The organism is Flavobacterium hungaricum, from assembly GCF_015182285.1.
GTDB classification, from domain to species: Bacteria; Bacteroidota; Bacteroidia; order Flavobacteriales; family Flavobacteriaceae; genus Flavobacterium; species Flavobacterium hungaricum.
The window spans coordinates 284,500-310,394 of the sequence record NZ_PRDM01000001.1; the positions used below are offsets into that span (position 1 = coordinate 284,500).

General features: G+C 31.7%; 30 protein-coding genes and 2 pseudogenes. 7 read left to right on the forward strand and 25 right to left on the reverse strand.

Annotated features, from left to right (window positions below; genetic code table 11):
• Positions 1-29: 29 nt before the first annotated feature.
• Positions 30-1,457: pseudogene (locus C4F50_RS01085) on the forward strand (YifB family Mg chelatase-like AAA ATPase); the annotation flags it as partial.
• A 120-nt stretch (positions 1,458-1,577) separates the two neighbouring features.
• On the opposite strand, the gene C4F50_RS01090 reads toward C4F50_RS01085, so the two are convergent.
• Positions 1,578-2,492, reverse strand: a complete 915-nt coding sequence (locus tag C4F50_RS01090) for a hypothetical protein (protein ID WP_193844590.1) — start codon at positions 2,490-2,492, stop codon at positions 1,578-1,580.
• Positions 2,493-2,793: 301 nt separating this feature from the next.
• On the opposite strand from C4F50_RS01090, the gene C4F50_RS01095 reads away from it, so the two are divergent.
• Genes C4F50_RS01095 through C4F50_RS01110 form a run of 4 tightly spaced genes read left to right on the forward strand, consistent with a single transcriptional unit; the run spans position 2,794 to position 6,492 of the window.
• Positions 2,794-4,089, forward strand: a complete 1,296-nt coding sequence (locus C4F50_RS01095) for an AAA family ATPase (protein WP_193844591.1) — start codon at positions 2,794-2,796, stop codon at positions 4,087-4,089.
• On the forward strand, positions 4,070-4,921 hold the full coding sequence (locus tag C4F50_RS01100) for an RloB family protein (protein WP_193844592.1): 852 nt from the start codon (positions 4,070-4,072) through the stop codon (positions 4,919-4,921). Before C4F50_RS01095 ends, C4F50_RS01100 begins: the two co-directional genes overlap by 20 nt.
• Before the next feature lie 36 nt (positions 4,922-4,957).
• Positions 4,958-6,100 (forward strand): hypothetical protein, encoded by a 1,143-nt coding sequence (locus tag C4F50_RS01105; protein WP_193844593.1) that lies wholly within the window; start codon positions 4,958-4,960, stop codon positions 6,098-6,100.
• Positions 6,100-6,492, forward strand: a complete 393-nt coding sequence (locus tag C4F50_RS01110) for a hypothetical protein (protein WP_193844594.1) — start codon at positions 6,100-6,102, stop codon at positions 6,490-6,492. Before C4F50_RS01105 ends, C4F50_RS01110 begins: the two co-directional genes overlap by 1 nt.
• Positions 6,493-6,548: 56 nt before the next feature.
• Here the strand turns inward: C4F50_RS01110 and C4F50_RS01115 are convergent, their stop codons facing one another.
• Entirely contained in the window at positions 6,549-7,187 is a 639-nt protein-coding gene (locus tag C4F50_RS01115) for a recombinase family protein (protein WP_193844595.1), read from the reverse strand.
• Positions 7,188-8,010: 823 nt separating this feature from the next.
• Positions 8,011-8,262: a helix-turn-helix domain-containing protein gene (locus tag C4F50_RS25870; RefSeq protein WP_193844596.1), complete on the reverse strand. Its 252-nt coding sequence runs from the start codon at positions 8,260-8,262 to the stop codon at positions 8,011-8,013.
• A gap of 148 nt (positions 8,263-8,410) precedes the next feature.
• On the opposite strand from C4F50_RS25870, the gene C4F50_RS01125 reads away from it, so the two are divergent.
• On the forward strand, positions 8,411-8,821 hold the full coding sequence (locus tag C4F50_RS01125) for a hypothetical protein (RefSeq protein WP_193844597.1): 411 nt from the start codon (positions 8,411-8,413) through the stop codon (positions 8,819-8,821).
• A 180-nt stretch (positions 8,822-9,001) separates the two neighbouring features.
• On the opposite strand, the gene C4F50_RS01130 is transcribed toward C4F50_RS01125, so the two are convergent.
• Entirely contained in the window at positions 9,002-10,501 is a 1,500-nt protein-coding gene (locus C4F50_RS01130) for a recombinase family protein (RefSeq protein ID WP_193844598.1), read from the reverse strand.
• A 50-nt stretch (positions 10,502-10,551) separates the two neighbouring features.
• Between C4F50_RS01130 and C4F50_RS01135 the strand changes: the two are divergent.
• Positions 10,552-10,668, forward strand: a pseudogene (locus C4F50_RS01135) (magnesium chelatase subunit ChlI family protein); the annotation flags it as partial.
• Between the two features lie 52 nt (positions 10,669-10,720).
• On the opposite strand, the gene C4F50_RS01140 reads toward C4F50_RS01135, so the two are convergent.
• From C4F50_RS01140 to C4F50_RS01240, 21 genes are all read right to left on the reverse strand, one after another.
• Positions 10,721-11,164 (reverse strand): hypothetical protein, encoded by a 444-nt coding sequence (locus tag C4F50_RS01140; RefSeq protein ID WP_193844599.1) that lies wholly within the window; start codon positions 11,162-11,164, stop codon positions 10,721-10,723.
• 1 nt (position 11,165) lies between these two features.
• The gene (locus C4F50_RS01145; RefSeq protein ID WP_193844600.1) at positions 11,166-12,035 is read right to left on the reverse strand and encodes an alpha/beta hydrolase; all 870 of its coding nucleotides are present in this window, start codon (positions 12,033-12,035) and stop codon (positions 11,166-11,168) included.
• Between the two features lie 89 nt (positions 12,036-12,124).
• Positions 12,125-12,628 (reverse strand): SRPBCC family protein, encoded by a 504-nt coding sequence (locus C4F50_RS01150; protein WP_193844601.1) that lies wholly within the window; start codon positions 12,626-12,628, stop codon positions 12,125-12,127.
• A 30-nt stretch (positions 12,629-12,658) separates the two neighbouring features.
• On the reverse strand, positions 12,659-13,162 hold the full coding sequence (locus C4F50_RS01155) for an SRPBCC family protein (RefSeq protein ID WP_193844602.1): 504 nt from the start codon (positions 13,160-13,162) through the stop codon (positions 12,659-12,661).
• Complete coding sequence (locus tag C4F50_RS01160; RefSeq protein WP_193844603.1) at positions 13,152-13,478, reverse strand: ArsR/SmtB family transcription factor; 327 nt, start codon at positions 13,476-13,478, stop codon at positions 13,152-13,154. Before C4F50_RS01160 ends, C4F50_RS01155 begins: the two co-directional genes overlap by 11 nt.
• Positions 13,479-13,629: 151 nt before the next feature.
• The gene (locus tag C4F50_RS01165; RefSeq protein ID WP_193844604.1) at positions 13,630-14,793 is read right to left on the reverse strand and encodes an acetyltransferase domain-containing protein; all 1,164 of its coding nucleotides are present in this window, start codon (positions 14,791-14,793) and stop codon (positions 13,630-13,632) included.
• A 72-nt stretch (positions 14,794-14,865) separates the two neighbouring features.
• A complete protein-coding gene (locus C4F50_RS01170) occupies positions 14,866-15,258 on the reverse strand; it encodes a hypothetical protein (RefSeq protein ID WP_193844605.1) in 393 nt (130 codons plus the stop codon).
• A gap of 5 nt (positions 15,259-15,263) precedes the next feature.
• On the reverse strand, positions 15,264-16,445 hold the full coding sequence (locus C4F50_RS01175) for a hypothetical protein (RefSeq protein ID WP_193844606.1): 1,182 nt from the start codon (positions 16,443-16,445) through the stop codon (positions 15,264-15,266).
• Positions 16,446-16,642: 197 nt separating this feature from the next.
• Positions 16,643-17,263 (reverse strand): hypothetical protein, encoded by a 621-nt coding sequence (locus C4F50_RS01180; protein WP_193844607.1) that lies wholly within the window; start codon positions 17,261-17,263, stop codon positions 16,643-16,645.
• A 266-nt stretch (positions 17,264-17,529) separates the two neighbouring features.
• On the reverse strand, positions 17,530-18,240 hold the full coding sequence (locus tag C4F50_RS01185; protein ID WP_193844608.1) for a M949_RS01915 family surface polysaccharide biosynthesis protein: 711 nt from the start codon (positions 18,238-18,240) through the stop codon (positions 17,530-17,532).
• Between the two features lie 16 nt (positions 18,241-18,256).
• Positions 18,257-18,724: a DUF1572 domain-containing protein gene (locus C4F50_RS01190; RefSeq protein ID WP_193844609.1), complete on the reverse strand. Its 468-nt coding sequence runs from the start codon at positions 18,722-18,724 to the stop codon at positions 18,257-18,259.
• A gap of 38 nt (positions 18,725-18,762) precedes the next feature.
• On the reverse strand, positions 18,763-19,314 hold the full coding sequence (locus C4F50_RS01195; protein WP_193844610.1) for a hypothetical protein: 552 nt from the start codon (positions 19,312-19,314) through the stop codon (positions 18,763-18,765).
• A gap of 57 nt (positions 19,315-19,371) precedes the next feature.
• Positions 19,372-19,536 carry a hypothetical protein gene (locus tag C4F50_RS01200; RefSeq protein ID WP_193844611.1) on the reverse strand — a complete coding sequence of 55 codons (165 nt, stop codon included), beginning with the start codon at positions 19,534-19,536 and terminating at the stop codon, positions 19,372-19,374.
• Between the two features lie 49 nt (positions 19,537-19,585).
• Entirely contained in the window at positions 19,586-20,500 is a 915-nt protein-coding gene (locus tag C4F50_RS01205; RefSeq protein WP_193844612.1) for a hypothetical protein, read from the reverse strand.
• Between the two features lie 163 nt (positions 20,501-20,663).
• Positions 20,664-21,521 carry a hypothetical protein gene (locus C4F50_RS01210; RefSeq protein WP_193844613.1) on the reverse strand — a complete coding sequence of 286 codons (858 nt, stop codon included), beginning with the start codon at positions 21,519-21,521 and terminating at the stop codon, positions 20,664-20,666.
• A gap of 23 nt (positions 21,522-21,544) precedes the next feature.
• Complete coding sequence (locus C4F50_RS01215; protein WP_193844614.1) at positions 21,545-21,913, reverse strand: hypothetical protein; 369 nt, start codon at positions 21,911-21,913, stop codon at positions 21,545-21,547.
• 97 nt (positions 21,914-22,010) lie between these two features.
• Positions 22,011-22,958: a tetratricopeptide repeat protein gene (locus C4F50_RS01220; protein WP_193844615.1), complete on the reverse strand. Its 948-nt coding sequence runs from the start codon at positions 22,956-22,958 to the stop codon at positions 22,011-22,013.
• A gap of 60 nt (positions 22,959-23,018) precedes the next feature.
• On the reverse strand, positions 23,019-23,471 hold the full coding sequence (locus C4F50_RS01225) for a hypothetical protein (protein WP_193844616.1): 453 nt from the start codon (positions 23,469-23,471) through the stop codon (positions 23,019-23,021).
• Between the two features lie 89 nt (positions 23,472-23,560).
• On the reverse strand, positions 23,561-24,052 hold the full coding sequence (locus C4F50_RS01230) for a hypothetical protein (RefSeq protein ID WP_193844617.1): 492 nt from the start codon (positions 24,050-24,052) through the stop codon (positions 23,561-23,563).
• Positions 24,053-24,190: 138 nt separating this feature from the next.
• Positions 24,191-24,589 carry a helix-turn-helix domain-containing protein gene (locus C4F50_RS01235; RefSeq protein ID WP_193844618.1) on the reverse strand — a complete coding sequence of 133 codons (399 nt, stop codon included), beginning with the start codon at positions 24,587-24,589 and terminating at the stop codon, positions 24,191-24,193.
• 178 nt (positions 24,590-24,767) lie between these two features.
• Complete coding sequence (locus tag C4F50_RS01240; RefSeq protein WP_193844619.1) at positions 24,768-25,082, reverse strand: GIY-YIG nuclease family protein; 315 nt, start codon at positions 25,080-25,082, stop codon at positions 24,768-24,770.
• Between the last annotated feature and the right edge of the window lie 813 nt (positions 25,083-25,895).

Sequence of the window (25,895 nt, forward strand, 5' to 3'; positions counted from 1 at the left end):
TACTTTTACTTTTTTATAAGAATTTATTTATGCTTACAAAAGTTTACGGAAGTGCTGTTTTTGGAGTCGAAGCCACGACAATTACAGTAGAAGTTCATATGGATACAGGGATTGGTTATCATTTAGTTGGACTTCCTGATAGTGCTATAAAAGAAAGCAGTTTTAGAATTGCGGCCGCACTAAAAAATAACGGTTACAATCTGCCAGGGAAAAGAATTACCATTAATATGGCGCCCGCCGACCTCAGAAAAGAAGGTTCTTCGTATGATTTGACACTCGCAATGGGAATTTTGGTAGGTTCTGCTCAAATAAAAGCTCCAGAAATAGAACGTTATATTATCATGGGAGAACTTTCGCTAGATGGAAGTTTACAGCCCATTCGCGGTGCGCTTCCGATAGCGATCAAAGCTAAAGAAGAAGGTTACAAAGGATTTTTTCTTCCCGTTCAAAACGTAAAAGAGGCTGCAATTGTAGCGGGTCTCGATGTTTACGGCGTTACCAATCTCAAAGAAGTAATTGATTTTTTTGCCGGAAGAGGTACATTGCAGCCTACCGTAATCGACACTCGAGCAGAATTCTACAAAACCTTAGATTTTCCCGAATTTGATTTTTCTGACGTACGCGGACAGGAGAGCATCAAACGCTGTATGGAAATTGCGGCTGCAGGTGGTCACAACATCATTTTGATTGGTCCGCCGGGAGCTGGAAAAACAATGCTTGCTAAAAGAGTTCCAAGTATTCTGCCTCCCATGACATTGCGTGAAGCGTTAGAAACCACCAAAATACACAGTGTGGCGGGAAAATTAAAAGAAGTTGGGCTGATGAATCAGAGGCCTTTTAGAAGTCCGCATCATACTATTTCTAATGTGGCGCTGGTTGGCGGGGGGAGTTATCCGCAGCCGGGAGAAATCTCGATGGCACACAACGGCGTTTTGTTTTTGGATGAATTACCCGAATTTAAACGAGATGTGCTAGAAGTAATGCGTCAGCCTTTAGAAGATCGTGAAGTGACGATTTCGCGTGCTAAATTTACCATTACCTATCCGTCGTCATTTATGCTGGTGGCGAGTATGAACCCAAGTCCAAGTGGTTTTTTTAATGATCCAAGTGCTCCCAATACTTCTTCGCCTCACGAAATGCAGCGTTATTTGAGTAAAATTTCTGGACCGCTTTTAGACCGAATCGATATTCATATCGAAGTAACACCCGTTCCGTTTGAGAAATTAGCCGACGAACGAAAAGCAGAAAGCAGTGTCGAAATCCGAAAACGTGTTACAGCCGCTCGCGAGATCCAAACCAAACGCTTTGAAAATATAGAAAATGTACATTACAATGCGCAGATGAGCAGTAAATTAATCCGTGAATATTGTGTTTTGGACGAGCCTTCAAAGCAATTATTAAAAACGGCAATGGAAAGACTGAACCTTTCGGCTCGAGCATATGATAGAATTTTAAAAGATTTTTTATTTGGAATATTGCAGATTGATATTTAAAGTTTATAATCCCTTTCTAATTTTTAGATTTTTTTTAGATTGGATCTTAACGAGGCATTTTTTGTGTTTAAAATTTATTAACCTTTAGTAGTATTCGGTAACAATATCTCTACCTATAGGGAATAATTGTTCCCAGCTATCAGGAGGTATAAAGCTTGTATTATAAGTTTTTAAAAGTTCCCACTTTTTGCCAAACTTATATATTTTATAGGAATGATATACTTGATTGTTATATTTCTGGAGAATAGAATATTGAAAGATGCTGATATTTCTTGTAATTATTTTAATGCAATAAAATTTTGGTAAGTTATCATTGTTAAACTCGTATTCTAGTGCTTGCATTACATTTGTAGCTAAATTGAACGATGGAATTCTAGTCGAATATTTATTTAATGAATCTAATGAATAGAAGGCTCTGCCGTTTTCATATCGAAAATTACTGGCTTTCAATTTGCTGAAATCATATATTATTAAATTAGTATCAAAACTGCTGCCAGATTTATAGTCGCTATTAGTAACATTTAAGTAATGTTTTTTATTATCCTTTTGAAGGAACTCACAAATTGGATAGCCAGACCCCATTATTCTGTCGATAGTTTCTCTTTGCTTAATTACAATATTGTTTTGTATGACAATGGATGAATTTAGTTTCTCAATAGAATAATTTTGCTTTTTGATTACTGTGGAAACACTATCTCTTAAGAACCTTTGTAATTCACTTATTGTATCTGCCTTTTTGATTATTGTTTCGCCTTGAGATTTGGAACTATCAATTTCTGCAGTATGTTCTCTATCAGATACAATATCTTTACGCCATTGAAATAACAGTGTAATTGCACCTATAAAAGCTACTAGTAATGTTAGTTTAGAGGCAATACGTATTCGTCTTTGATTAGTTGTATCTTTTTCTAATTTTGTGGCAATAAAAGCCAATACCACTGTTATGATACCAAAACCATAAACAAAGTAGCTAATATAGCTGTCAAACCATTTTATCATTGTATTAACTTGCTTAATAATTTATCAAACTTATATTTAAAAAATAAAAGTTGCAAATTTACATTGTAATTATTTGTGGCTATTGTCTTATTTGAAATATTTTTCTATTTGCCATATTGTAGATTTTTTTGAATTTATAATTTAAAAAGTACGGGTAAAAGAGACGATGAAGATGCTTAATACTGTGAATTCCAAAACATATTTCTTTTAAATTAGTTAATAAAAAAAGCCTTTCAGGTTTCTTTTTAATCCTTGAAATGCGTAATTTTACTAAAAATAATAATTTTTAAAAACTTTAGGGATGATTTTGGAGTTTTCTATATCGAATTATCGCTCGATTTGCGAGAAGCAATCATTTGCGATGATTGCTAGTGGGGCTAAGAGTAGGCCTAATAATATTTTTGATGTCGATTTAAATAATGGTAGTAATGTTAAGTTGACTAAAACTGCTGGTATTTTTGGTGCTAATGCATCTGGTAAATCAAATGTTATTCGTGCATTATTTGAAATAAGGATGTTAATTGTTGATTCTCGAATATTGAAGATTGACAGACCTATTCCAGCATATGATCCTTTTTTATTTAATACAAAATCAAATAATGAACCAGTTGAATTTGAAATTATTTTTCTAAGTAAGGATAAGAAAAAATATCAATATAAATTAGCGTTCAATCAGCATGAAATAGTTGAGGAATCTCTTCATCATTTTCCAAGTATAAAATCTCAAATAATATTTAATCGTGGGAAAGAAAAAGATCTGCATGATGAAAATATTCATATAGGAAAACTAGGAAAGAATTTTAATTATAAAAAATATAAAGTTTACAAAAAAATACCTTTGCTTTCAATTTTTGGTCAAGCAGAAAACTATCATACGGATATTTCCCCTGTATTTACGTTTTTTGATGAAATTGAAATTTGGAATGTGACAGAGTCTGGTGTTGTTAGGCGTTTAGCGGAGTATGTAAAAGAATTTTTGCAGGAATCGGACAATAAAGTGTTGGTTCCTCAAATTGAGGAACTAATCAGACAGGCTGATACACAAATTCAAGCTTTGCTTATTGATGATACTAAGAGAGGGGAAAGAGAGGTAAATACAGTTCTTGGTGAGCCAATTTCGACAGTGAGAAGGCGAGAAATTCTTTATGGGGAACATAATGTTTATGAAAGAAATAATATTGTTGCTAAACACAATTTACCTTTCTTTAATGAGTCTTTTGGAACTAATAAGTTGTTTGCTTTAGGTGGTCTGATTGTAAAAACTATTAATCAGGGAGGGGTTATATTTTTTGATGAATTGGATAGTAGTTTTCATCCTTTAGTTACAAAGTTGTTGGTTAATTTTTTTCAGGAGAGTAACCTGTCAAATGCACAGTTGATATTTACTACTCATGAAACTTATTTATTGAATAAAGAGTTTCGTTCAGATCAAATTTGGTTTACACAAAAAAAAGAAAATGGACAAACAGAACTTTTTTCAGCTCAAGATTTTGATGGGGTTAGAGAAGATATACCTTTTGAAAAATGGTATTTGGGAGGAAAGTTTGGTGCTATTCCTTATATAACTAAAGGAGGACATGAGGAAAAGGAAGATTAATAGAAGTATTTTGATAGTTTGTGAAGGAACTAAGACGGAGTATGATTACTTTCAATATATTGGGGAAAAAATATCGATTCCTAGAGGGGTGTGGGATACTGTTGAGGTTTCAACTAATGTCACAATTCCAAAAGATATTCCAATACCAGCTCAAACTTCACTTGCGAAAAGAAAGAAGAAGAGTTTTATTAATCCAAATAAGAGAAAAATATCAGATCAAAATGTTTTACTGAAGTTATGTTCTTATTTATATGGTGAAAAAGAGGGGTTTGAAAAATATGAAAATGTAAAGGCGGTTCCTTTGCGTTTTGTTGCTTTGGCGCAAATGTTGGAAGAAGAGCAACGAATATATGAGGAATTATGGGCGGTTTATGATAAAGATGATCATCCATTTCATAAAGAAGCGTCTGAAAAAGCTTTAGAGTTGACAAACGATAAGGTGGTCAATATTGGATTTAGTAGCCGTTCATTTGAGCATTGGATTATTTTGCATTTTGAGAAAAATAAAAAGGAATTTTTAGTTACAGATTGTAAAGATGAGAAAGATGAGCCGTTAGGTTGTAATAAAGATATAGGTTGTAAGGGGCAAACGTGTTTATGTGGTTATATACGTACCAATACTCCGTTGGTGAATTATTCAAAAAGTAATAGCCCTAAAGATTTTGAGGATATGATGAATGTTTTAATGAAACCTGCTAATCTGAGAAAAGCTATTTCAAATGCTGAATGGCTTCGTGAAGAAATAAGGAACAGTGAAGAAAGTAATAAGCCCATTTATGAATTAAATCCATTTACCGATATTGATTATTTAGTAAAAAAATTGATTGATTAGTTTTTTTTTATAATATTGTGTCTCAAAATAATCTAAATGAGTTTAGAAAAAGTATTCATGAGACCTAAATTAAAAGGTCAAAGATTTGAAGATCATAGGCTCCCTGTGAGTATTATGGAGGATTTTTCTGTTCTGGAAGAGCTGATTTTTGATTTGGCAAAAAAGATTTATATTGATCAAAACCCTGAAAGAAAAAGGGTTCCTAATCATTTCACGGAGAATGTTTCACTTAAGCTCTCTAGGTTAGATGATGGAAGTGTTATACCGAATTTTCTTCTTGTAGCGGCGATTAATTTATCAAACCCTACACTTCCTGATGTTAGTAATGATTACTTTAGGTATTTTGAAAGTGCTCGTGATAAAGTTTATGAGTTGGTTGAAAGTGCAAATCAGGGTGATGTGTCTGATTTAAATCCTAAATTTTTAAACTATTTCAATCGGATAGGAAGGAATTTAAGAGATGATGAATCAATTGATTTTATTAATGATTCAGGATCTTCTAGAAATGTCGTGTTTAATAAAGTAACAAGACAGAAAATCCTTTTATCAAGAAGTGATAAATCGGAATATAGTGATGTGGTTAATGAAATTGTGCTGATTCCTTCTGTAGATAAAAAAAAGAAAAAGTTTCAAATAGAGTTGGATAGTTTATCTCCGACGTTGGAATTTAGATTGCGCAAAGATTTTCAAGATACTGTTCTAACAGCCCTTCAAGGTTATGATGACAAATGTTATGTTTCTCTTAAAGGAATTGGTACTTTTAATGAAAATATGAAATTGATTCAGATTGATAGGATTGATTCTATTGATTTGCTGGATCCTTTTGATGTTTCTATTCGTCTTCGTCAACTTTCTCAATTAGAAGATAATTGGTATAATGGCGAAGAGGGGGAAAGATTGAATAATAACGCTTTGAATACATTTGAAGATTTTTTCTTTTTGAATTATGGAGATGATCTTCCTCTTCCTGCTATATTTCCTACGTTGAAAGGGGACTTATTATTAGAATGGAAAATTAAAGATATTTCAATCTCGCTAGAGGTTAGTCTTTTGGATTTTAATTCGACGTTGTACTATTTTGATATGTTAAATGATCTTAACGACTTAGAAGTGGAGTTAAACTTGAAAGTAGTAGAAGATTGGACAAAAATTAATCAAATTATTCAAAAAGCTAAGTAATGACTGAAAAAACACTTTTGCATAGACAGGTACATCCAAATTGGATTCAAAATAATATTGTGTCTCTTCAGGTATTTGCAACATCTCAGGTGTTTTCACCTACGCCAAAAGATGAGGGACATTTGTCAGTGTATAATGGTGAAAAATTTTCAGCAGAAGAATCATATACTCATTTTTTATGTAATCCTGAATGTTCTTCCGTTGGGACTCTCTCTGTAAGTATTTCAGAAGTAGATGAGGTTGGAGATCTTTCATCGGTTGAGAATGATTATCCTTTTGATGGTCATTGTTATATTGATTTCAATGGTGTGAGTACAAAAGGTGCTCTTAAAAAAAAGTCACAAAAACTTCGTGATCTTGCAATGGAAAGAGGTTGGACGTATAAGGTTTAGATTTAATAAAGATTGATTTTTTACTTGTGTTTTATTGAAAAAATATTTCCATAAATTTATATCTTTTTTATATTATCTATTATGTTTTTAATCTTTCTAACAGTATTTGGCGATGCTTTATAGTTTTTATCTTTGTCAAATGATAATTTTGACAAGTCGCGTAAAGATGAGTTTGGATTTGATTTTATAATCTTTACTAGGGATTTGTGTTTGGTTAGAACCTCATCATCGGATTCGGTAGTTCCTTTTATTCTGCCTTTATATGTATTTGGGTTTTTGGCAATAGCGGCTTTGATGCCTTCACGTTGTCTTTCTAATAAAGCTTCACGCTCCATAGTGGCAACATTTGCTAGTACATCAGTTATTATTTTAAATATCGAGTTGGATTTTCCGTTAGCTATTGAACATATGCCTAGATTGTCGATGTGTACGTTTATTTTGTCTTTGTCGAGTCGATTTAATGTTGATTGGACATCAAAGCTATTGCGACCCAAACGGTCAACGCTTGATACGCTTAATTCGCTGATTTTGCCTGTTGTGATAGCATTGTTTAATTTTATTGCTTCTGGTCTTTCGTTGAAAGGAATTGATCCCGAGCATATGTCAATATATAAAAGCTCATCAGGATGGCTTTTGGTTAACTGGCGACGTGTTGATTGTGATGATGTACTGACTCTAATATATCTTGCTTTCATTTTTAAATGGTTTATTTCAATTGGAAAGGTGTAAAGGTAAGTTGTAAAGATTTTTTGTGCAAATTTAGAATAGTGTATTTTGCACATAATTTTTATCAGTTTTGGTCTTTGTGATGCTCTTAAATATGTGAAGTGTATAAGTATACTCTAAATTTGCACTAATGTAATTGTTAAACACTTGAGATTGTAACTTTTACTTAATGAATAATTGATAGTAGTAGGGATTTTTGTAACGGATTGATTATCAGGCTTGCCGTTTTTGGCGAATCTGATAATCAATTGATTGCAGGTCTTTGGAGATTTTTTATTAAATTTAAAATAATACAACTATTAGGCATATTCAATTCTTTTCTATTTTTAAACAATCATTTTTAAGTTGTTTAAAGGTCTTTTTGTTGTTGCTTTGACAATGTGTATTAAAAATATATTTAAATCGCTTAAAATGGCTTTAAAATGAATTTTAGGAATATTTTAAAATATGCGAAGACGGTGAGATTTTTAAGTTATATTGGTGTATATTTAGATTTAAATTTATTCTAGACCAAAATGTCCGAAATAAAGCTGTGATGATAAATTAAATTATTCCGATCAAAAATGAGCGGAATATTATCTTCAGTATTACTTGCTTATACTTCCTTGCAATACTACTTATATATAGCTATCTTTTAAAACCTTTTTATAAACCCAATTTTTTTTTTTCGGGGTTTGTTTTCTATCTTATGGGTGGAGTAAAGGTAAGGGGTTGATAATTAATAAATTACAAACCACTTCCTTAAAAGTATTTTTCTTACAAAAAACGAGTAAAATTTAGTGTAAAATAATTTCAGATTTTATCAAAATCAAATAATTTTTTTGCATCAACTCCAAGTGCTAGAGATAGCTTAATGATAGTAGAGAGAGTGACATTTGTTCGAGCATTTTCTATTCTAGAAATAGTTGTCTTATCAACAAAGGATGCTGAATCTATGTTATTCATAGTTGTGGCGAGGTCTAATTGTGTTAACCCTTTTGACTCCCGTATCCTTTTTATATTGAGCCCAAATTCTTTTTTCGTTTTTGACAGATCTATTGACATAAAGTCAATATTAATTGTTATTTTCGCTGTCTAGGTAAACATATGTGTCAACATTGTAACTGACTAATGTTTGAACAAATAACTTTAATACTTAATATTTACGATCAAAAAGATGAAAAAACTATTTACTTTTTTAATGATATGTTTCATGTCAACAACTGCAATTTCACAAATAAGCGAAGTTCCTAAACCATTAAAGCAAACAAAAGTTGGTTCTTTTGGTGCAATTTTAATTAGTTGTGATAGATTTGAGAATATCTCTATTTTCCAATTTGACGACTCTAAGTATCAGCAGATTAAAGTGCCTGTTTTTTTTAATTTAACTAATTCAGAATATGAAGAATTATATCAAGCTCTATCTGATAAATTTTCTAAAGAACAGTTTAGTGAAGATGAGAACATGATAATGACTACAAAGGACAATACTAAGATTATCTTTAGATTTACAAAATTAATGGGAACAAAATCGGTAAAATTTGGTGTCGAGAAAAATGGAATATACGCAATGGGTTATTATCTGACTCAAAAACAAGTAAAAAAATTATTTGATAAGGTTTAAATTTACAGGATTTTAAAGTTTTAAAGGACATTTTTTAATGTCCTTTTTTATTTGTGTTAAGTCTGAACAATAAATAGAGTTATTACTTTCAATTATGCAATTTTACCTATTGTATGTATTTTTAAGGTTTTTCTTAATGGCTTGTTTATTAATTGTTTGTGTTTTTTAAAAGCTTTTTTGTTAATATGGGTTTAAGTAATTTTCAATTAATTCTTGAAGGTTAGAATCATCATCATAAATAACACGGGGTTTGAAAGGAACTGTCTTTCCAAATTTTTTCAAATGATTTCTATAGAGTTGAAGGTCATGTCCACGATAAATTTCAAAGTAAAACATTGAAAAACCTTTTAAATGGACAGTGCAGAATTTCTCATCTACTATTATGTCTTCCATGATAGGTAAAATCTGACTTTTGAAAATTTCCAAATTATCGCTGTAGTGAAAAATTTCATTTTCTAAACCTATGTGAATAGAGTTATTGGCTTCGGTAAGCTTTGAATTGTTTTCACTCAATTTCAATATCTCACTATTATATCTCGATAATGCCTCATCAAATTGAGCTTCTTCTATTAGTTCAGCAGTAAATAAATCATAGTTTTTTTGTGACATTTTTTTAAGTTGCGAGATACGAACTTTGTTGATCTCAATAGTGGCTTCGTTAACTTTAATTTGATTATTAAATTTAGCTCGTTCTTGCTTGTCTTGAGATCTTTTTGCTATGTGTTCAAGCCAATCTTTAATTTCAGATATTAAGTAGGCCCTATTTACACTCTTTACTCCGCATGAAGCACTACATTTATATAAATCGGTTCTGTTTTTGTCATTAATAGTCTGAATGAATGTTGCTTTGCACTGGCAAAATATAAATGATGCGAACGGGTTGATATGTTTAGCTTCAGAAACAAATCTAAATCTCTCCTTGATAAATGTTTGGGCACGATCAAATACGTCTTCACTAACAATTGCGGGAGCAGGAATAATTAAATCAAGGTATCGTCTCTGACCTTTATAAAATGGATTTGTTACAATTGAATGAACAGATGCGCTAGACCACTTTCTTTGGTCTTTATAGTTTTCGTTTAAGTAATTTGCAATTTTTCGACAACCTAAGCCTTGCAGGAGCATATCGTACATTTTTCTAACTACTACAGCCTTTTCTTCATTTATCACTGGATAACCATCTTTTTTATCGTATGCATATAGCATCCCATGGTAGGATTTTCCTTTTAAAGCTTCTGACTGTCTTCCAGATTTTATACGATAGCCTAATGTTTCAGATTCCTGCGTTGCTATAGAAGATAACAATCCTACCATCATCTGAACAAGATAGTTTACACTGCCATCTGCATTAAGCGTTGATAATTTCTCTTTATGAATATGAATATTTATTCTTTTATTGCTACAATCGTCAATAAAATTTACTGTTTGTATATATTGTCGACTTATTCTACTTAATTCCGATACAAGAACATGATTGATTTTATTTTTGTTGATGTATTCAATCATTAAGTTAAAATTTTCTCTATCATTAAAGCCTTTTTTGTATCCACTTATACTATCTGAAAATATATTAACGACCTTTAATCCAAGTTCTTTAGAATATTTTTTTAAGTCTAAAATTTGACGATCGCTATTTTGATCTTTAGTACTTACTCTTACGTATATAACGGCTTCTTCCATTTCATTTTTTTTTTACAAAGATAAATTTAAACTGCTATAATCGAAATAACAAGTTAAAAGTTTCCAGAACTATAGCCGATTTAGATCATTCAGAAAATATTGTTTCGTCGCATATTGCAGAAGCCATTCAATATAGAAGTCTGGATCGTGAAGGATGGCTGGGGTAGTTTCTTAATTTTAGATTTTAGAGTGTAGATTGAAGGAAAGGTTGAAAAAAAATTATGCTTCAGAATGTATTTGAAGCATCCATTGCATGGTTTTTAGTTTATCCAATTCGATTTCGGATAAAGGGGTACTTTCAACTTTTGAAAATGCTTTTTTTACTTTTTCAATTCCGTAATTGTCTTTAAACCAGAAAGGAAGCTCTTCAATACTTTTATTCCAGTTTTTTAAAACCCGATTCAATAAGAACTCCATGTTTTCTTCTGTTTTGGGTTTTATACTTTTTAGAATCATTCCTGCATATTTTTGATCAATATAAATCGAATCAAGTCTATTTTCATTTTCAAAAACCTTAAGAATGCCTTCAATAATTAAATCATGTTTTACTTTTGATAAAATTTGAATTAATTGTCTAATTCTTAAGTCACCTACTTTATCAGTGATGGCGACGGCTTCATAAATCTCATTTTGAATAATATCAGGGTTATCAGGAAACTTCATTTTATTTTTTGATTTGGGGATAAAAGAATTTAAAAGAATTCGCAACCGCCGGATGCAGAATCGTTCCGTGATTTTCTTCGGGGAAATAATCAAAATGTACTTTGATGTTCTTACTTTTAGAAGCTTTTATTTTTTCTGCTAATAAATTGGCATCAACTTCCATTACACGCGGAATTTCAGTTGGTGTTAATCCTTCTTTACCAACAGCGATATAGATTTCTGTTGGCTGCGAGAAATTTTCCTGAAGCATTTTAGAATCGAGATTTAATAAAGAACCATTGTCCCACCACAAACTCGGACTTACAATAACGTATTTATTAAAAAGAAATGGTTTTTTAAGTAAGATTTCAGTTTCTAATAATCCTCCCAACGATTGTCCGATAATCGTTTTAGATTCCGATGTCTTGTATTTTTTAGCTATAAAAGGCTGTAATTCTTTTTCGATAAAAGCAATAAATTGATCAGAATGTCCGGTAGTCGGAAAACGGGTTTTATCATTTTGAATCGTTGTTGGAAAAGTAAAATCTCTTTTTCTGTCGACTGTAGCGATTCCCACCACAATCGATTTTGGAACCTGATTGATCCATTCAAAACTATTAAACTGAACTAAACCCGCGATATGAATAAAATCTTCGTCGGCAGAACCGTCTAATAAATAAATTACGGGATATTTTGCAGCGTCTTCAGTTTTGTAACCTTCAGGAAGATAAATGTTTAAAATTCTGTTTTCTCCTAATTCTTTCGATTGAATTTCTTCAATAACGCCTAAAACAAAAGGTTTGGAAGTTTCTGTAGATTTAGTTTTGTTTTTTTGACTGAATAATAAAGTCGAAGTAAATAATAAAAAAGCCAGAGCAAAAAATTTATTCATGTAACTGTAGTAAAAATGATTTCAAGAAACGAAAATACAAATTTAATACGAGTCACTTTTTTTTGCACTGGCCTTTTTTAGTAAAGCAATTATTTCGTTCTTTCTTCAAAAATTTTATCCAAACCTTCCATTGCAATTGTAAATCCTTCTTTAAAGCCCATTTGGATGATCATTTCCAAATCAGAAAGTTTTTCATGTTTGATTTGAACATCGACAAACGTGTTTCCGTTTTGCTCAGAAAAATTTACATTCCAATCTGAACGCGGGAATTCGGTGTTTAAATTTCCTTCGCTGTCGCTAAAAGCATCCAGATATTTAAAGTTCGTTGTAGGCGTAATCGATTTAAAATCGGCTATTGCCCAATGTTCTTCGCCTTCAGGACCAACCATTGCATACAATCTTCGTCCGCCTTCTTTAAAATCCATACTTTTGGTTCGAGATTTCCACGGAGCAGGCGCCCACCAAAGATCCAAAATCTTAGGCTCCGTCCAAGCCGACCAAACTGCCGAAAGATCGGCCTTAAATTCGCGTTTTACGTGTACCGTATTCGTTTCTTTGTTTACGGTAAAATCCATTAAAAGATTATTTTTCATAGTCTTGATATTTTAGATTCGTTACTAAATTTAACTCTTTTGATCTTCAAAAATTTTATCCAAAGTTTTCATCGTGGCCGTAATTCCTTCTTTGAAGCCCATTTCGATTATTTTTTCCAATTCTTCCAGACTGTCACGTTTAATTGCGATATCCACAACAGTCAAATCACCTTTTTCAGTAAAATGGATATCCCAATAAGAACTTCCTAATTCAGTATTCGGATTTCCCTCGGCATCGCAAAAAGTAGACGAATGTTTGAAGTTTGTTTTTGGCGAAATCGAACTATAAGCAAAGATACTCCAGCGTTTTTGGCCGTCTGGAGCAACCATGGCATAAAACCTTTTGCCTCCTTCCTTAAATTCCATTACAGTAGTTTCCGATTTAAACGGAGCCGGCGCCCACCATTGATCCAGAATGTCGGCTTCGGTCCATGCTGACCAAACATCTGAAAGCGGTGCATTAAACTCACGCTTAATATTTACCGTTTTATTTTCTTTATCAACCGAAAAATTCATTAAAAGATTACTTTCCATTTTCTTTAGATTTTAAGTTTAGTAATACCTGATCCAACTGGTCAAAACGTTTTTCCCAAATTTGTTTAAATTGTTCCAGCCAGTGATCAATTTCTTTCATTTTATCAATTTTTAATTGGTAATAAATCTCTCTTCCCATTTTTTTTTCTTCCAGCAGATCACATTCACTCAAAATTTTAATATGCTTAGAAACCGCTTGTCTTGTAGTATCAAATTTTTCTGCAATCGCATTTGGTGTCAAGGCACTTGACGAAATCAATACCAAAATCGCTCTGCGGGTCGGGTCGGCAATGGCCTGAAAAATATCTCGTTTCATTATTAAATTAATTAAATACGCAACCAATTAGTTGCAAATATAGAAATAATTTTTGATTGCCAAAAAAAATGAGTTTAATTTTTTGATTTACAGTTGATTGTGTAGATGCGGACTAAAGTTGGAATTTGGAATTTAAAAAGTTTGGAATTTTCTATAAATAGCGAATCCACCAATTCTGGTTTTGCATTTTATAGCTTCCGAACCATTGGCAGGGTTTGTAGAGAATCGTTACAACAGAAATCCAAATGATATAAACTGCCCAAAGAGGTAAACCGCTTTCTAATGCTTTTGGTCTGCCGAAAGTTCCAGAAGCAAATTCCAGCTGTTCCCAATTGAATCCTTGTAAAAACAGCATAATCAATGTTAAGATATGAATAACGTAAAAATGAACTATAAAATAGAAGAGAGGCGCTCTTCCATAAACCATTACAGCATTTTGAATTTTTGTATGAAATTGATCTGCAAACGAAAGCAGTAAAAACATAATTCCTAAAGTAAGCAGACAGAATAAAAGCGACGGCGGATATTTTGTTGCATTCATAAAAGACATAAAAGTAAAAAGTGAATCTTTTTGTGTTGACCACAAAGCAGGGTCTCCGTAAATGTTTATGAATCTAACAACTGAAAAAAGTAATAACGAACTTATTCCTAATTTAGTAAAAAGGCTTTTTCTTTCTTCTTTTAATAATTGAAAATAACGGCCAAATGAAAATCCAACCAACATGATTCCGAACCACGGAATAGGAGGATAGCCCATTACAAAAACTTTTCCTGCGAAAAGTGGTATTGCAGTTGGATTAAAAAATGGAGTTAAAATATTTTTGAGTACAGAACCTTCGCTAAACGGAATAAGCGGTGTAAGATTATGAAGGAAAATAATCAGTAATCCGATAAGACCTAGGTGTTTTGGCTTTATTTTTAACAATAAACCCAAAAGAATAAATCCGAAACCAATTGCAGCAATAACTTCGAAAAGAAGCGTATGAAATCCTATGTCAAAAAAGAGTCCGAAATTGACAACTGTAAATTCTAGAAAAATGAGCCAAAAACCTCTTTTTATTAAATGAGAACGTGTTTCGGCTATATTGTTTTTTCTTTGAAGTGAAAGATAAACAGAAGTTCCAGCCAGGAAAACAAAAATTGGTGCGCACAAATGCGTAATCAATCTTGTAAAAAATACTGCTGAAGAGGTAGTTGTTAAATCTGTTGGATTTAAGGTTATAGAATCAACATGCATTAAATCCCGAACATGATCGAGAGCCATAATAATCATCACAATTCCCCTTACGATATCAACTGAATTTTCTCTTTTCATTTGTATAATGTATTAGAAATAAGCTATTATGACTTAAAGATACTACATTATTTCAATCTATTTTTGATGCTGCTATTTTTCGATTTTGCTTTTAAACAAACCGATCCAAACCGTAGAGCTTAAGCTAATAAATAAAAGTAAGGCAGTAAGAAGAATAAAATCGTTATGATTTGAATTCTGGAACTTAAATAGAATAATTTCATACAATCCATAAAACAAAAATGGTAAAGTGATCGTAATCAAAATCAATAACAAAATCCGAACAGTACGACTTTGTTTTTGCAGAAACAGCGTCAATAAAAGAGCGGTTACAATTTCATATCCTAATAAAAGATAATCCTTAATATCAAAATGTGTAGTCCAGCCTTCAAATCCATCCATCGATGCAGGAATAAAAAAAAGTAGCATTGCCAAAATCAAAAGCAGTCGATAAATTACAAAACTGTATTTAAAAAGGTTCGTCATGAAAATTACCTAAATCTATTTCGGATAATAATATTTTTCAATTTGGCTTTTAAATCTTCGCCTGTATCATAAACCATTTGTTCGTTATTCGGAAAAGCTACAGCGCGTTTGCCAAAATATCCCCAATAACTTTGATCGCAGGCATTTTTGTCGCCTTTGTAAGTGGAGTAAACATTTTCAAAAACATATTCGCTGCTTACCGGAAACGTCTGCATTAACTGATTACTTTTTAAATCAATATAATCGACTTTTGCGGTAACCAAGCAAGATTTAAATTGTCTGAATTCGTAAATATTAGCGCGGATGGTTACAAGGTTATCTACTTTCATCACATTGCCGGCACTGTCTTTTACAGGTTTTCCTTTGCTGTCTAGAAGCGTTTTTTCGCCGTCTTTAACTTGACGTTCCTTGATGAATTCTTTCTCTTTAATTTGTTCTGGAGAAATAGCAATATCCCTAAAATTGATTACCAAGCCATAATCATAAACTACATTTTTTTGTTTCAAGCTGTGGTAAACCGTCCATTTATCGTCTAATCCGTAAGTGCTGATGTCTAGTAAATCATTCTGCAATTGTTTCGGAATAATCATTTCTGTTTCGTTTGTTGCATATACGTTTACAAAGTCAGTTCCTTTAAACAGGGCTTCATCCATCATTTTTTTAGCATTTTTATAATTTGGATTAATACTTTCCAAATAAGCCAAATCATCATAAGCTTTTCTAAAATCAAGTTTGTTTTTCGATTTTAAAAGAACCTGTGCATTATCGTATAAATATTTAGACAAATCGTTTTTACTGCTAATGATACGATCTGTATAATTATCAAAAGGGAAAGAAGCATTTTTACCCAGTTTCAATAACGGAAGCGGTAACAACGGTCTGATTTTTTCCTGACGATTATTTAGCTGAATATAAGTATTATAAACACGCTCGTAATTAACCGGATTCTTTTCTTTTTCTAATAATTCAAGATTTCTTAAATCGCGGTCTTTGGCTTTTGCAAAAGCTTCTTCAAGCAGGTAAACATAATCTTGTTTTCCTTTAGAATCTTTTTTGGTTTTAAGACCTTCAACAGCACGGTTTATAGCACCGTCATAATCGCCGTCGCTCAGTAAAGACTGGGTAGTTTTGACACCGCAGGAAACGGCTAGAAAGAGTATAGAGACTAGTAAAGTAATTTTTTGCATAGCATTCTGTTTGAAGGTGTAAATATATCTTTTTTAACTTTCAACAACTATGCCTTTTTTCAATTTATTTAAGGTGCAGAGACATCCATTTTCAAAACAACCTTTAGCCCCGATTTAGACTTTATCTTTTCTCTCGATTGTTATCGGGATTTGAAGATATCGGCTGTATCGGGGCTAGAGCAGCTGTTTTGATTTATTTAGGATACCCTAAATATTTCTCCTCCATTTTTTATATAATCAATTGTTTTGCTCAGATTTTCAATTTTCTCATCGTCATCCATTTCCGTAATTTCATCTGCTAGTTCCTCTCTTTCCATATTTTGTTCGATACCTCCATTTTTATCTGAAATCGAATTAAATGAAAAAACATCTGTCACAGTAATTTCTTTCTCAGATACAATATGATGTCCATAATCTAATATTGTTTTAGTTACAATATTACCGCCGACATTTAAAACATAGTCACAAAGAGAATCTCCTAAAACTACATTCCTAGCATTTAAATCGCCTGTTATGTACATGCTTGATAACGTAATTAAATTTTTGCAGTTTACATCTCCTAAAACTATAAGCAGCGACGAATCTACCTTCTCACAATCTTCTATTATGTCAGCAATATTTAGATTTCCGTTTACAATAACAATGTCATTTCCTACTACTAGGTTATCTAAATTAGTTTCTCCAGAATACAAAACAATTTTTCCTGCTACTTCGTAAAAAGCATTTAATTCATCAACAATTTCTTCTTTAAAAATTGAATTGTTTTCGTTTATCAATTGAATAGCATCGTCTAAACTAACTTCTTTAAATTTCTCCATTTGTAATTATTTTTTTGTGGTATTTTATAATGAATGTTTTTATTTTATTACGGTTTTATAAGTACATATCTTTTTTAATTTTCAACAATTACGCCTTTTTCTATTTTTTTTAAGGAGCAAAAAATCTTGTTTTCAAAAGAACTTTTCATCCCGCTTTCGCCTTTATCTCTCCATTTCATTGCGAGGATACCGGCTCTATCGGGGCTAGGTAAGAACTTTATTGTTTCATAAAAAATGACAAAAAGAATTCAAAATGCCCGAAAAATTTAATCCTCCCAATTTTCAATTAAATTATCATTCCATAATTTTTGGGCGAATTCTTTAAAGACTTTTGGACCTTTTTTAAAGTTTTCATCAAACTTAAATTCACCGCCAATAAATTCTTTTTCGCCGTTGTCTAAAGTACCAATCTGTACTTTGTCTTCGCCGCGCATGGCGTATTTGACTTTTCCTTCATACATAATAATTTTCATGTTTAACGGACTTACATCGCCGTGGCAGGCTGTTTTATACATTATCCAGATTTCTGCAACTCCGTTATGATTTAAATCGGTTACATTAAATGTGTTTTTTACAAACGAAGCTTCAATATCAACCGGACAATCTGAGATATAATCGTAAACTCTCCAGGTTTGTTTTACGTCATTTCCCGAAACTATATAATGATATGCAAATAGTTCAGCATCTGTACTATTATCAGATTCATGAATAAATTTTTTATTGAAATGTAATCCGGTTTCAGTTGTAATCACAATATTATCACCTTGTTTGTCTTTCCAGCGAACGGCATTTTTTACAAAACCTTCGTATTTAATTGATTTAGGAAATTGGGTCGAATCGATTTTTTCTACTTTTAAAACAAATGGTTCTTCTAAAGTGGGTTGTGCTTTTGATGAAAGTTGATTTTCAATTTTTTTATCTTCTTTACAGCTTGTACAGAAAATTATAGATAATAATAAGATTGCAATATTTTTCATAAAAGGCATATATAGTTTAATGATTTAGTAATTTTTTAAGCAAAACAATCTGTCCCAGATGATAATAGCTGTGTTCAATCATAGCGTCGATATTTCGTCTGTAAGAACCGTATTTTTCATCTACAAAACCTTCATCCAGTTTATCGTTTGGCATTTGTTCAATCAGAAAAGCGAATTCCTCAGCATCCTTCCAAAATTTATCTAAAAAAACATTCCATTCTTCCTGCGATTGAATAGGAGGAAAATCAAAACTGAATTTGTCTTTTATATCCAGTGTGCCGCCTTTAAAAACCTGATTAATTCCTTTGACGTAATAGTGAATATGCTGCGCCAGAACGGCAATTGTATTTAGGTTTTGAATGGGTTTTACAGCAATCTCCCAGTCTAGATTTTCGAGCTGGTCTTTGTAATTGGTATTGGCAACCCAAGTTCCGTTAAGGATAATTTCTCTAAAACGATTTGCAATTTCTACAGTACTTTTCATATTCAAAATAATTTAAAAGTTATTTATTGCTAGGTTTATTATTCGCGTTGAATCCAATCGTATTTTCCATTATTAAGGTAGATAATGCCACCGCCGCAACTCTCCTCTGCGTGAATGAAAATGCCGTCGTTTGGCAGTTTTATTAGGTCTTCTTCTTTAACTTCCTCTTCACCCATAATTTCGCCCTCTTTGTTTATATTGTTGTAGTAAACTTCATTTTTTGGAGCTTTTTCAAATATCCCTGCCCAGTCGATTTCATCAAAACCTTGTCTGACTATATCTTTTCCCATTCCGAGATAATCGATTCTTTTTTTGTTGCCGAAAATAATTCTCAGACCGCTTTTATTACTTTTCAAGCCTCGAACAATTTCGACGGTTTCGTCAAGTCCATCGCCGTCAAGGTCGCAGAGAATCTTATTTGTTTTGTGTTTTTTAGAAATTACAATAGTGTCTTCTTCCTTTATTTCAGTATGTTTTAAAGAAATTGGAATACTATCTTTTACAATTTGAGTTTTTTTGATTTCGGTTTTTGTTTCTTTTTGGCAAGAAACAGCGAGTACAGATAACAGGACTAAAGTTTTAATTTTCATATTTAATTATTAGGCATAGAAAATTTCAGAATGCTAATATAAAAAAATACCTACACTTTATGCAGTCATACTTTTGTTTTCAATACTCAATCCATTATGTTCAATTTTAAGTATCCAGAAGGCCTGTTTTGAATATTCAATAGCAACCAAATCATTTTCATTAACTTTCTTTTTTATGATTTCAAGATCATTACTGTTCATTTGGGTTTCTATTCGGCTCATTTAGTTGTATTCTTTTTATCTTTTTTAGATGTAAATTTTAAAATTGTTTTTATTTAAATAAAGTTAGAATTGCATGAGAAAATATGTATTCTGAATCCGTTACATAATTGATCAGCAATCCAATTGAAAAAGAAATAACATTGCAGATTAAAGAAACTAAAAAAGCTTTTTTAAATTCTATTTTTAATAATTTATAAATAAGAAAAGATTCTATAATAACAGCAAAACTTTCGCTTACAATGAGATATGGAATTCGGTGGTGAATAAAAACGGGGAAAACAAACCATACGTAGGGCAGCGTGGCTAGTGATGTCGTAATTCCTGTTAGCAACAAAAGAATATTTCTGATTTTTAAATTTCGATAGATTGTTTTGAAAAATAGAAATAGAATAAGAGTTTCAATACCAATTGTAAGTAAAAGCGCTTCTAGAAAATTTATTACTTCAGCATACGGATAAATTCCTTCGTTGTAATTAAAATATTGTTTTACTAGAGCATGCGGATATTTCTTTAGCTTTGAAGGAGTTCCGTCACTATATCTGATCAGTTCTTTGTATTTATAAAGTACAACATCTTTGTCATTAATTTCTAAAATTTTATAAAACTCGTCTATAGAAGAGATTTTAAGATTATCGTTAACGTGTCTGTAAGTGCCCAGCCAAATGTGTGCTCGACGTATATTTTTATCATTAAGCCAATCTATAGAATCCCTTGATTCCAGATAGTCTCCTCTTACAGCCACTATAGCACCATCATTTACACATTCATCAGGATTTACTATTATACAGCTGTACTTTTTTTCTGACCAATGTTTGTAACAGGACAAAATAGCAAAATCATAAAAATCGTTGGTATTGGTTATTTTGGCACAAACAGGAACTCTATGTGTGTTTCGTGGTGCAACATCAGCATAGGAAAGTTGAACTAAAAACAAAAAAGGAATAACAAGTAAAAGTTTTTTCATAGTTATTGGTTTTTAGAATGTTGGGTTTTACCAGCCTGAACCATTTTTTTGGGTACAAGGAGTTGTAATTAAAAATAAAAAAGGCTTTAACCAAATTTATTTAGCTAAAGCCTTTTTGAAACTTTTTGCTAACCTCCAGCTAAAGCTGAAGTCAATTGAAATCTTATTTTTCTAATTCTTTATTAAATCCCAGTTTGATATATTCTTTTTCTCGAACATTGGCTTCTCTTTCTTTTATTGCGGTCCAAAAATCTAAAGCATCTTCAACAGTATTGGTGCCAAGGTCAAAATTGGCGCGTCCCCATTTGTAAAGTGCAATTCCAAGTTTTGTACTAAATACTCCAGGTTTTATCTGTATACCGTCATATTCATGACCTTTGATTTCGGTAAAAAAATCAAGTTTACCGCCTGGCTTAGTTTCTGTTACAATATAATTTTTTAAATCTTCTTTAGAAAGTATTTTCATAGAAGAACCATTATCGGTATTCAGTTTTTGTTTTTTAATTAAACTAACTACGTCTTCTTTAATGTCCTTATCACTAGTTATTTTTAGTTTTTTGTTGTTAAAGTAAAGCGTGTTTTTTTCTATTTTAGAAGCAGGATCATAATTGTTTTCAATCAATTCTTTGGCTCTGTTTTCAGAAATATCTCCATTTGCAGAACTTTTAAATTCCTTACTTTCTCCTGTTTCTGGATTTATTACAAAATATTTTCTAGGCTGGTTAATCATCATAATCATAGCGATCGCCTTTTGATTTTTAGTAATCACAAAAAACTCTGATGGTAAACCCAGCGCGGCATTTTCAACTTCCTTCAAGGTTGGTTTTTCTGCAACAAAAACAGAAGATTGTTTGTTTTCAATATTATTTTTTAAAGTATAATAATTGGAAATCAATTCAAAATCATCAATTTGTTCTGTTCCAGTTGTAACCGAATTAAAAATAGGATTTCCGTTAGGGTCTGTCTGAGAAAAAAGGGGAAAAGAGAATAATAGTAAAAGAGAAGTAACGATTTTTATCATTGTTTTTTGGGGTAGGTTCGAGTTTAAATTTTGGTATTCCTTATTTTGATCTGATACACGATTTCCCAAAAAATAATTGAGAAAAGTGCATTGGCAAATAAGGCTGTTTTAACCAGATACGGGTCATAGTTTACAAGCAAATGTAAATTGGCAAATTGCAAGGCCAGAAACAAAGCCAAAGCAGCAATGCCGATGGAGCAGATTACATTTAACAACGGTTTCCATTTTAATCCAAAAAAGGCATAAATAAGATTTAAAACCGCAAAACCACAGCCCATAGTTCTATAAGGATCTGTTTTTAAGATTTCGCCCAGCGAAAGAAAATAGTGTGTTGTAGTTAGATATAAAAAGAATAGAATAGAATAAATCAGGATTCGTATTTGTGGTTTCATTTTCTTTTAAGTTTTTTGATTTCGAAATTACGAATTATAAATGAAGCTTGGATTAAATTATTCTGCTTTGACGATTTTCTACGCGCGGCGAATGGCATTATTTTTTACAATTTTCAGACTGAACAGCATCTAAATCGAAACCGTATTTTTCGGTGTAACCCAATTTAAAAGCGGTTTCAATATCGGCACAGGCTTTTTTAAAATCTTTCATTTTGATGTAAACCAAAGCCCTATTTCTAAACGCATACGAATTTTCGGGAAAAAGTTTAATTGATTTGTTGACATCTTCAAGCGCTTGTTTGATAAGTCCTAACTGCAGATTACAATAACTCCGATTATTGTACGGAAGAGGCGCATCTGGTTCCTCTTTTATAATTTTACTAAAGACTTTTTTTGCTTTTTCATGCTGTCCAAGCTGTTGATAAAGAAAGCCTAAATTATTCCATACATTATTTTTATTAGGGTTAACTTCTACCAGCTTTTCATAATAAAATATAGCTTTTTCGAAGTCGTTTTTTTCAAAGCTGTTATTTCCTAAAATGAGGAGAGTTGAAATATTTTTTTGATCCAATTCATATGATTTTTCAAAATTAAGATTGGCGCTGATTTTAAAATTACGCTGCAGATCAATTACCCCCAGCATATAATAAATAGAACTTTTTAAAGAATCATTGGGAGCAGACGGCAGATATCTTGAAAAGAAACTCGAAGAAGTAGCTAAATCATTTAGTCTTAATGCCACAATACCTTTCAAAATCAGTATTTCATTTTTTTCGAGGTCTTTTTCGTCAATATAACTTAATAATTGATACGCTTTTTCGTTTTCTTCTTTATCAAGTAACGGTTGTACCTCTTTTAGAATTGCGAAAGTTTCTTTTGAAACCGTTGTACTGTCTAAACTGGCATTTATTTCAAAATCTATAGAAGTGTTGATTTCTAATGGATTAGTACTTTTTGTAATAGTCTCTGTCTTTTTTAACTTTTGTGCATTTACTAAATTGCAGGTAAAAATTATCAGTACTAATTTTAGAATGATGTGCTTCATTTATTAAAGGCTTGTTTTAGTTTGATTTTAGGTTGGTTTTCATCAAAAAGCTTTTGCATACTACGGCAAAAGAGCTTCTATTTTAGCCTCCGATTTTTCTCTAATAGGACTGTCTGATTTAAAACTCCAGATAATCAAGAATTTTCCTTTTACAACATATTCTTCCGGATGTTCATCAGTTGGTTCGCCCGCTTTTCCCCACAATAAGCCTTGCAGGAATCTATCACCTTTAAAGACATGATCAAATTCAAAATAGATAATAGAACCACGATCTGCTTTACTTTTAAAACTCTGAATGGCTTTGCTTTTTACAGTTCCGACAATATTACTGTAAGTTTCAATATCAGTATAAAAATTGCAGGCTTGCGGCGTAATGCAGATATTTCCGTCGCTTACCATATAACCGCCTTTCGGAATTTCTTTTGGTTTTAGTTTTAAATCAGCAAGGGTTTGACTGAAAGAATTTGTTGTAAATAGTAGGAGTAGAGTTGATAGGGTAATTGTAATTTTCATTGATTTTGGGGTTTGATTTGGTAAGGCTAAAATAATATTTTTTATTTGAGTTTATTGAGTTTGTTGTGTAGAGAAAAATCTGTGTCAAGCTATTTAATTTCCTTTAGACATTCTTGATAAATTTCTTCACGCCATTTTTTAAAAAGTTCAATTAAATCGAAAAATAGCTTTTCGGATGGATTTTCTGGCTGCGGTTTTTTAAGTAAAATTCCGATTCCAACATTATGAGATACACCGCCATGATTAATAACAAAATGCTGAGTGCTCATATCATCCATACTCATATCTGCGTAATAATATTTTAATGTTAAAGGATCAAGATTCATTAATTCAGAAATTATATTTTTAATCTCTAAAGGTACTTCGCATCCAAATTGCTTTTCATATCTGGTGCTATCGCGATTCCATGTGCGAAAATCAATATCAACTTTGCATTCGAAAATTAGATCAATATAGATTCCTACTCCCAATAATCTTTCAGACCAGCCATCAAAATGGTCATAAGAAAGAACGTAATCGTGATTTAATTTGAAATTTCCTGTAGAATCTACTTTACGAATATCGATTTGTTTGAAGTTCATTGTTATTTAAATTGTCAGTTTCTTTTTTATTGAATGTTTCGGTTATTAAATGTAGAATTGGATTCATGTTTTTTTGTTTATAAAAAAAGCACAGAGTAAAGTGTTACTTGTGCTTTTTAAAATTTATATTTTAGAAAATTATTTATCTTTTAATAATTTTTCTAAATACTCAACTTTGTCTTTTTCAGCCTGAACCAGACGTTCATAAAGTTCTACAACTTTATCAAGCGGATTGAATGTGCAATTGTTTGGATTATTAAAAATTCCATTTCCAGCAGTACTGTTATCATAAAAGTTATTGAAATAATTAAATACATTTTCTTCCGAAAAACTTTCAATTGCTTCTACAGTAACACCGAGTGCGTTTGCTATTTTTTCAAGTTTGTCTTTTTCAACAGTTTCGCTTCCTTCAATGCTTGAAATAGTCTGTTGGCTTAAGCCAATTTCGTACGCCAAAGCATCCTGCTTCATACCTTTAAGCTCTCTGATTCGGCTGATATTTCTGCCGATATGTTTTGGTTTTGTTGCTGTGCTCATATTTCAAAGGTATTTAATTTTTTTTGATTTTTTTTTAAAGAGTAAATATATGATTTTTATGAGATAGCTTATTATTCTAAGTTTCAATTTCAAATCGCAATTATGCCCAATCTTGTCATTTCGACGAAGGAGAAATCTTCGCAAGTAACTCTACAAAGAGAGGAAATTTTAGTATAGATTATTCAAATAAATAATTCAAAAAATCCAAATCTGGATTAATAGTTTTTATCAATTCGATTTTCTTTTCTCTGCGCCAGTCTTTTATTTCTTTTTCTCTAGCAATTGCTTCTTGTATCCATGTAAATTTTTCATAATATATCAAGTATATAATATTATACTTTGATGCAAATGTTTTATTGCCTCTGGTGCTGTTTTCTGTATGTTGCCCTAAACGAATTCTTAAATTATTTGTAACTCCTGTGTAGAAAACGGTTTTGTATTTATTGGTTAGTATGTATATGTAGTAAGTATGATAGCCTTCTTGATGCAGCATTTTTTTTGATGCTAAAGATAAAATTAATTTAGGATTTTTCTTTCTTTTATTGGTATGTTTTCTAAACTTTGTGGAGTTACTTACGAAGATTTCTCCTTCGTCGAAATGACAAATTGGACGATGTTTTGAACTTTGCACTTATGAGAGCATAAACCCGACAGGTTTTTAAAACCTTTCGGATCTCGCAGTTACAAAAGCTGGAGCCGGCCTTAAACAAAATTGCGCATAATTTTCTCAAAGTTTCAAACTTTGAGAAAGTTTTTTAATCACAAAGTATGTTCATCTTTATTTAGTAAAAAAGCTCCAGCGTAGCATAAATATTTATAGCAATTACGTACATCGTAGATTTCAAGCTCCAGAGGAGCGGTATATTTTTAAAGAATGATGTCGCTCCGCTGGAGCTTTTTGTACATGGAAATAAATAGTACTATAAATATTCAGCTCCTCTGGAGCTTTCACCGCAACACACACACACCGTAATAGCGTAGTATTAAATCAAGTAGATTCAAGATCATGAGAAAAATCCGTTTTAATCAGTGTTTTCGCGAAGCGAATTTGGGTCATCTGCGTTCTATGTTGGCAATTTGTTTTGTGGAGTTACTTGCGAAGATTTCTCCTTCGTCGAAATGACAAATTGGACGATGTTTTGAACTTTGCACTTATGAGAGCGTAAACCCGACAGGTTTTTAAAACCTTTCGGATCTCGCAGTTACAAAAGCTCGAGCCGGCTTTAAACAAAATTGCGTATAATTTTCTCAAAGTTTCAAACTTTGAGAAAGTTTTTTTAATCACAAAGTATGTTCATCTTTATTT